This window comes from Thermoleptolyngbya sp. M55_K2018_002 (assembly GCF_015295965.1).
In the GTDB taxonomy this organism is placed as follows: domain Bacteria; phylum Cyanobacteriota; class Cyanobacteriia; order Elainellales; family Elainellaceae; genus Thermoleptolyngbya; species Thermoleptolyngbya sichuanensis.
The window spans coordinates 1-7,056 of sequence record NZ_DVEA01000191.1; the positions used below are offsets into that span (position 1 = coordinate 1).

At 52.1% G+C, this 7,056-nt stretch carries 6 protein-coding genes and 1 pseudogene; 4 read left to right on the plus strand and 3 right to left on the minus strand.

Annotated features, from left to right (window positions below; genetic code table 11):
* Positions 1 to 119, plus strand: a pseudogene (locus IGS51_RS22335) (GDP-L-fucose synthase); the annotation flags it as partial.
* Positions 120 to 614: 495 nt separating this feature from the next.
* Here the strand turns inward: IGS51_RS22335 and IGS51_RS09255 are convergent.
* Positions 615 to 890, minus strand: coding sequence for a hypothetical protein (locus IGS51_RS09255; protein WP_297078138.1), 276 nt, complete (start codon positions 888 to 890; stop codon positions 615 to 617).
* Between the two features lie 212 nt (positions 891 to 1,102).
* Here IGS51_RS09255 and IGS51_RS09260 point away from each other — a divergent pair, with 212 nt between their 5' ends.
* Positions 1,103 to 1,900, plus strand: coding sequence for a WecB/TagA/CpsF family glycosyltransferase (locus IGS51_RS09260; protein WP_367279299.1), 798 nt, complete (start codon positions 1,103 to 1,105; stop codon positions 1,898 to 1,900).
* 92 nt (positions 1,901 to 1,992) lie between these two features.
* Here IGS51_RS09260 and IGS51_RS09265 read toward each other — a convergent pair whose 3' ends face one another.
* Entirely contained in the window at positions 1,993 to 3,396 is a 1,404-nt protein-coding gene (locus IGS51_RS09265; RefSeq protein WP_297078140.1) for a cobyrinate a,c-diamide synthase, read from the minus strand.
* A 90-nt stretch (positions 3,397 to 3,486) separates the two neighbouring features.
* Positions 3,487 to 4,200: a GntR family transcriptional regulator gene (locus IGS51_RS09270; protein ID WP_297078141.1), complete on the minus strand. Its 714-nt coding sequence runs from the start codon at positions 4,198 to 4,200 to the stop codon at positions 3,487 to 3,489.
* 1,149 nt (positions 4,201 to 5,349) lie between these two features.
* Between IGS51_RS09270 and IGS51_RS09275 the strand changes: the two genes are divergently transcribed.
* Entirely contained in the window at positions 5,350 to 6,078 is a 729-nt protein-coding gene (locus IGS51_RS09275) for a pentapeptide repeat-containing protein (protein WP_297078142.1), read from the plus strand.
* A gap of 92 nt (positions 6,079 to 6,170) precedes the next feature.
* A complete protein-coding gene (locus IGS51_RS09280; protein WP_297078143.1) occupies positions 6,171 to 6,953 on the plus strand; it encodes a hypothetical protein in 783 nt (260 codons plus the stop codon).
* Positions 6,954 to 7,056 lie beyond the last annotated feature (103 nt).

The window sequence follows — 7,056 nt, forward strand, 5'->3', positions numbered from 1 at the left end:
GTCTCGATACGCAGCGGGCGAAGGATAGGTTTGGCTTTACCGCGGAGGTGGAGTTTAGGGAGGGACTACGGAACACAATCCACTGGTATCGAAATCATGCCAGTAGGATTACAGGTTAGCTGGATATAGGTTGATTAAGGTTCGGTAAAGTTTAGCTTGAGGTCTGTAGCTTAAGGTCTGTATTGCTAGAACAGTCTAAAGCAGGCGCGAAAGATTGATACGGGAACACTCTGACGTAATCAGAGTCTATCCAACAGACACTGGATACTACGATCCCTTTCAGGATATTTGCGTAATGTAAATTGTGTAAAAATAGCGGAGTCAGGTGAAACTTCGAGCTTTTTTCTGTAGAATTACGGAAGTATCTACCAAGCTATCTTTACAAGAGCAAGGTCATCTCCGCTGGTTTCATTCACTAGGGTTATCTATCCAGTTTCCTAATATTGGGATCTTCCTGTATCTACCACTTCATCTCTCTTGTAAGTCGTTTCAGGTGTTGTGCTAGCAAGGTTGACGATCGGGCGATCGCCCTATTCAGAAAGCTTGAGATTTTTTGAGCGGTTTTGAACCTAAAGTAAAAGCACCGCCAGCATTTACCTTATAAAGCATCTGCCCTACAAAGCATCTATCTCTACATCAAGCTTTGGCTGCTTTTTCAATGCCTGCTGCATCTGACAGCCATTAAGGGGCCTATATGAATTCTCGATTTTAGATTTGTGATTTTGGGATTGCCGGTCAAGCGTCTGTAGAGCTTCCAGTAATTTCATTCGCAGCGCTACTGGCGAAAGCTGATCATTGAGCATCAACCAGGTCTTGAACCTACGCGCATGAAACCACATGAAGTTATGAGCAAGTGGCGGCGGCTTTTCCAGTAGCTCCTCCTGACTCATTTTCATCTGCTGCTATCTTCGCTCATCTACCACTCTACTGAGGGTTATCAGATAGGGGAAGATTTGCCATTTTATTTTGATAGGTTCATTGAGCTTTGGTTGAATACAAAGCGCCTTTTAAGCGCCCAATCGGATCAGGGAATTACTGCAACTGAATAGTGAGCATCTCCACATCAATTCACGAAGTTCAGTTTATCCCAAAGTGTTAACTTATGATGTCTCAGAGCAAACCTCCAACTCAGAATGTGATTGGGTTTCCAGTTACATCTCTTAGCTTTTATGAACAGATAGATTGGATGCTGGAATGGGCCGCGCAGCGCTTGAGTAAGTCCGTCTGCGTTGCCAATGTGCATATGCTGATGGAAGCAACCTGGAACAAAGAGTTTGGCGCTATTTTGTCGGGCAGCGATATGGTAACGCCAGATGGAATGCCGCTTGTTTGGTTGATGAGCTGGATGGGGCGCTATCGGCAAGACCGAGTGGCTGGCATGGATATTATCTTGGGGCTTTGTGGGCGATCGCCCTCTCGAAACGTTAGCATCTTTTTCCTGGGTTCCGATGCAAACACCTTGCAAAAAATGCGCCAACGGCTGCGCCACGAATTTCCAAATCTGGAGATTGCAGGCATGGAGCCGCTGCCCTTTCGCCCGCTTACTCCTCAGGAAGATGAGGATATTACGCGGCTAATCAACGAGAGCGGCGCTGGCATTGTGATGGTGTCGCTGGGCTGCCCAAAACAGGAGCAATGGATTAGCGATCATAAAGACAAAGTGAACGCCGTGATGATTGGGCTGGGCGGGGCATTTCCTGTCTATGCAGGGGTGCAAAAGTGGGCACCGGAAATAGTCAGACGACTAGGTTTTGAATGGCTCTATCGTTTAATTCAAGAACCAGGACGATTGTGGAAACGTTATGCAAGGACAATTCCGCCATTTGCTGTTCTGGCACTGTTGCAAGTTGTGAGTACGCTGAGCCGTGAGGATATGAGTCTGCAAACTCGCAGCAGATAGCTTGGAGGATTCGTCAGACACACTCAGCCAACGGTTCGGTGCAGCAGTTGTCGTAATCTCTGGCTTGACTCAAGCATCTAGTCTAGGCGGCTTCAGGTAACCGGATGGTTGCCACACGCTGCGACAAACCGGGCTGCTAGCTCCGGCCGCGCTCCCCAGTGGACATGCAGATAAGAGGCGTGCAGGGTGGGCGACTGCCAGCCTTCGGGAATGGCAGGGCTTTGGGGGTCGTAGGGTTGCAGGTGATAGAGCGGGGTTTCGGAGGAGTGAGTCAGGTGCGATCGGTGAAACTCGTGCCCCCAAAGCGTTTCGCCCTGGCGATGGAGAAAGGTGTCTTGCTGGGCGATCGCCCGTCGATAGCCGAGCGTCAGCCGCTTGCCCATGACCGCTTCTGTTGGCAAAACGCCCGCCATCTCCCAGGCGTTTCCGTCAAAATCCACAATGTTTTGGCTGAGGTACATTAACCCGCCGCACTCTGCATAGGTCGGTAGCCCTGCCCGAATGGCGGCTCCCACGGCTGCCCGTGCCGCTGGGTTTGCTGCCAGTTCTGCGGCAAACACCTCCGGGAAGCCGCCGCCGAAGTATAGCCCGCCTACGCCCTCTGGCAAAGCTGCATCTTGCAGTGGACTCCAGAACACCAGTTCAGCACCCAGCCGCTCCAGCAGTTCCAGGTTATCGGCATAGTAGAAGCTGAAAGCGCGATCGCGGGCAACGGCCAGGCGGATTTTGGATTTTGGATTTTGGATTTTGGCATCGGCGGTGGGTATTGGCGGGGGCGGCGTTTCGATTTTGCCAAGTTTGCCAAGTTTGTCAAGTTTGCCAATTCTGAGTAGGGGGCGCAGCAGGTTCCAGTCGAAGTTGGTTTCTGCTAGAGACGCGAGGCGATCGCACAAGGGTCTTAGCTCCGGCAGTTCGTCTGTGGGCACGAGTCCCAAATGGCGATCGGGGAGGGTGATTTCGTCCTGGCGACGCAGCACGCCGAGGATGGGCAAGTCCAGCGGCTCCAGTGCCTCTTTGAGCAAGGTTAGATGGCGATCGCTGCCCACCCGATTTAGCACCACGCCCACGATGGATAAACGCGGGTCAAAGCTGCGATATCCGTGGGCAATCGCCGCCACCGAACGCGACATTCGGGCACAATCCAGCACCAGCAGCACGGGCAGGTTCAGCAGCCGGGCCACCTGGGCCGTGCTGGCTACGTCTTCGCGGCCGCTGGCCCCGTCGAATAGCCCCATCACCCCTTCGACTAGGGCAAATTCTGCGTCCTGACTTGCAGAGGCAAAGCACTGCTGCACATAGGTTTCGGAGGTCAGCAACGGATCGAGATTGCGGCAGGCGCGGCCCGTAATAAACTGATGAAACATGGGGTCGATGTAGTCTGGCCCCACCTTGAACGACTGGACGCGATCGCCCCATCGGGTCAATGCCGCCAGCAGCGCCATCGTTACCGTTGTCTTGCCTACGCCGCTGCGTTCTCCTGCCACCACCAGCGCCATTGTTGCATCCCAGCTACATCACTACAGCGTCATTTTAGCGTTCAACGGATTGCATCGAGGACGTGCGCCTTTGCATCCTGGGTGAATGCTTTAGAATGATTCACCCCGGCGAATTTCCAGGGAATAGCAAAAGCGATCGCCCCGTGAAATGGTTTCCCCGTAGGCAATGGGGCGATCGCCTGTGGTAAAGGCGGTGTGGCGATAGACAATCAGCGGATGTCCCAGCGGAACCTCTAAATGCAGGCTCTCTTCTGGATTGGCATAGGTGCATTCTAGGATGGCTTCTATGCGGGCGATCGCAATGCCGTGCTGCTCCAGCACCGGAAATGTCATTTGATGGGCTGAATCGACCGCAAAAAATGTTTCAAACAGTGGCGGCACATAGGTCAAGTCCAGCGCTCCGGGTGCGCCGTTAATCTCCAGCAGTTTCTTTTGGAAATAGGCGGTGGGCGTTTCAAACAAGTGCTGAGCGACGACGGGAACCTCGACCAAACCGGCCTCCAGCCGCTTCGCCAAGAGCGAAATGCCCTGCTGCGCCATGTCTGCTTCCAAAAACACCATCGGGCTGGACAGGGAGTAGGTGACCTTGCGCCGCTCCGTGACAAACACGCCCTTGCCCTGGCGAGAGACGACGAGGCCCTGGCTGATGAGATTGGCGATCGCCTGTCGAATCGTCGTTCGGCTCACCCCAAACCGCTCCACCAGTTGGTATTCGCTGGGCAGTTGTTCTCCTGGCGGATAGTCGCCGCCGAGAATTTGGCAACGGAGTTGTTCGGAAATTGCAAGGTGCAGCGGAGTGGACATGCTATCGGCTGGGTAGACTTGGTATGCAACCAGTCTACGAAACCAACCAATCTATGCAAGAACAGTCCACAAAAAAATTGGCGCAGCGCGTCAACTATTCTGGACGAGATCTATTCTGGACGAGATCTATTCTGGACGAGTTGATAGAAACTCTGCGATTAAACCAGACATAGAATCCTGTTTTCGCTTTGCCTTTTTGTGAGAATTCTGGATGCTTCGTATGCCGCCTGCCACCAGCAAACCCGATAGCGCACTTCCCAAAATGCAAAGCCCAATATTTCGCACAGCAATATTTCGATATTGCTCCTTTAAGGCTAGTTCTTGGGGCATTTCGGATGAGGGCAGGGTGTTGTAGTTCGTTACAGCCGTGACAGACAATCCAAAGACAACCCCAGCCGTGAGCAATGAGGGAATCAAGATGGTTTTGATGGGAGACTGGCTCATCTTAGTACACGTTGGCGAAAATTCTCGACAGATATTTTTCACTTTGCCTTCTCAGCAATGTTGCTGATTTGATGTCGCAAATTTAATTTTGCTGATTTGACGACATCGCCTCGGCTCTGAGAGGGTGTTTGAAAAGGTATCGCCTGTAATGTTAAGCACTCAGAGATCCCCCCTAGCCCCCCTTAAAAAGGGGGAAACCGCCTTGAAGCCCCCCTTTTAAGGGGGATTTAGGGGGATCTTGCACGCTTTGCTACAAACAGTAGGACTTTTCAAACATCCTCTAAAGCTAGAGAGGAAGCAGTAGCAGATTGCTGCAACATCGCAGCCTGACTAGGCATAGTATAGTAATCTACTCAGCGCAATGGCCGTTATCGATTACCTAGTTGGCTGATCTTTACAAGAAAAATAGCCGTATAAAAACTAGATGATCAGCCGCTTTATCTTTATCAAGTCTTGATTTAAATCTTCCGGTCTTGCTGTGAAAAACTGCTCACTCGAAACAGTTAATTTGCGATCGGCTTGCTCTCCGGATCTGAATCGACTCAGTTGGAAAGGTTGATAAAGGTTGTCAAAAGCTGCTATTTTTGCTGAAAAATATTTGATGATTTTCTAATTTGATCTGCTTAACTTAAAGAGGCAAGATAGAGTCTGAATCCACAAGCTTTGTTCTGAAAGATTGGCGATCGCCCCCCAAGTTCTAGCCTTATGGATAAGAGATTGAGCCTGTTCATCGTCGTGGTTCTGGGGTCTGTAGCCGCTATGCTGGGTATTCCTGGACTCCGGGCATTTTTGTTAGGCTTTGCTCGTCCGGAGCCGTCTAGAATATTTGCTTCTGAAACAGGTTCTCTGACAGGTTCTCTGTCTCAGCGGCTTCAAAGCGGCAATCTAGAACGCTTGAAGCAAACGCGCAAGTGTCCCCGCTGCAACCTGAGTGGAGTGGATTTGAGCGGACTCGACCTGAGCCGGGTTGACCTGCGAGAGGCAAACCTAACGGCCGCCAAGTTTGACAACACCAAGTTAATTAATGCCCAGCTAACCCGATCCAATCTGACCGATGCCAGTCTACAAAGTGCCAATCTTCAGGGTGCAGATTTGCAAGGCGCGGTACTGAATCGCACCAACTTTCGGAACGCTCAGATGATGCACGCCACCTTGGAAAAAGCAGACTTGCAGCAAGCAACGCTGACCGGAGCCGAGATGCGGGCCACCAACCTGACAGATAGCCAAATGGAACGGGCAAACCTAAGACAAACCAGCCTCTACGGCGCATTGCTGAGTCGGGCAAATCTGGCGATCGCCGATCTAAGCGATTCCGATCTGCGCTATGCCAACTTCCTGGATGCCAACCTACAGGGCGCAAACCTCAGCAACGCTCAGCTAGAGTTTGCCATCATGCCCAACGGCAGCACCTATCAGGGCACTGTGCCTTATTAAATACCCGATTAATCCCCTATTAACCTGGCTAAAACTCCATTCAAGCAGGTGCCAGCCTTATTCCATCTCGCTGAGTTGTTATGTTACTTTCCATGTCACCACTACCGGATCGATTACGTTCGCTAAACTATCGCACTGTCCGACAGTTCCTACAGGCTGGTGCGGTGTTGGCAGCGGTCTTGCTCCTGTCTCGCTTCTGTCAGCCGGGACGGTTTTCGCTGGGTCCTCGAAATGATATTGATCTGCAACTCAGCGTGTCGTCAGAGGGTTCCGGTGTGTACGCGATCGCTGGTACAACCAATCTTCCTGATAATGCTCGATTGGCGATCGCTGCCGTTCGCTATCTAGAGCCAGCGCGACAGTCTGGCGGTTTCTCCGACGCAAAGCCCAGCTATTCCATCCTGGCCTATCAGACGGCAACCGTGACCAATGGCCAATGGCAGGCCCAGCTTAACCTATGGCAGGTTGCGGAGGATGGTCGCTATCAGGAATCGTGGCAATTTGAGCAAGCTGCCCTCCGGCTGAATCTGGAACCCAGCCAAGACGTGATCTTTTTGGCAACGCTGAACCCGATCGGCAAAGTCGAGCAACTGCCCGCGCTAGAACAGCAGCTTCGCAATAAAAAGCTGACCATCAGCGGCAAACATCTCTACACCGCTGCGGACGGGCAGCAGTATATCCAGGTGCATCAAGCACAGCCCGTTGCCCTGCCTGCCGACCGCACCACTCCGCCCGTCCGTCGCCCCGAAGACCTGAACGGCGGCTGGGGTGAGCGCTATTTGATGCCCGGTGAGCCGCCCAATCCCTACGTGCTGGAGCAGCCGACAGAACGACAGACGGATGCCCCGATGCGCCGCGAGGAATTTTTGTGGTGAGGGGGTTGGATTTTGGATTTTGGATTTTAGATTTTGGATTTTGGGCTGCTCGTTTAGCTAAGAGGGTGTTTGAAAAGGTATCGCCTGTAATGTTAAGCACTCA

Coding starts and splice junctions, on each gene's coding strand:
- IGS51_RS09280 (WP_297078143.1), top strand. CDS start 6,171: ATGTCACCACTACCGGATCGATTACGTTCGCTAAACTATCGCACTGTC.
- IGS51_RS09270 (WP_297078141.1), bottom strand. CDS start 4,200: ATGTCCACTCCGCTGCACCTTGCAATTTCCGAACAACTCCGTTGCCAA.
- IGS51_RS09265 (WP_297078140.1), bottom strand. CDS start 3,396: ATGGCGCTGGTGGTGGCAGGAGAACGCAGCGGCGTAGGCAAGACAACG.
- IGS51_RS09260 (WP_367279299.1), top strand. CDS start 1,103: ATGATGTCTCAGAGCAAACCTCCAACTCAGAATGTGATTGGGTTTCCA.
- IGS51_RS09255 (WP_297078138.1), bottom strand. CDS start 890: ATGAGTCAGGAGGAGCTACTGGAAAAGCCGCCGCCACTTGCTCATAAC.
- IGS51_RS09275 (WP_297078142.1), top strand. CDS start 5,350: ATGGATAAGAGATTGAGCCTGTTCATCGTCGTGGTTCTGGGGTCTGTA.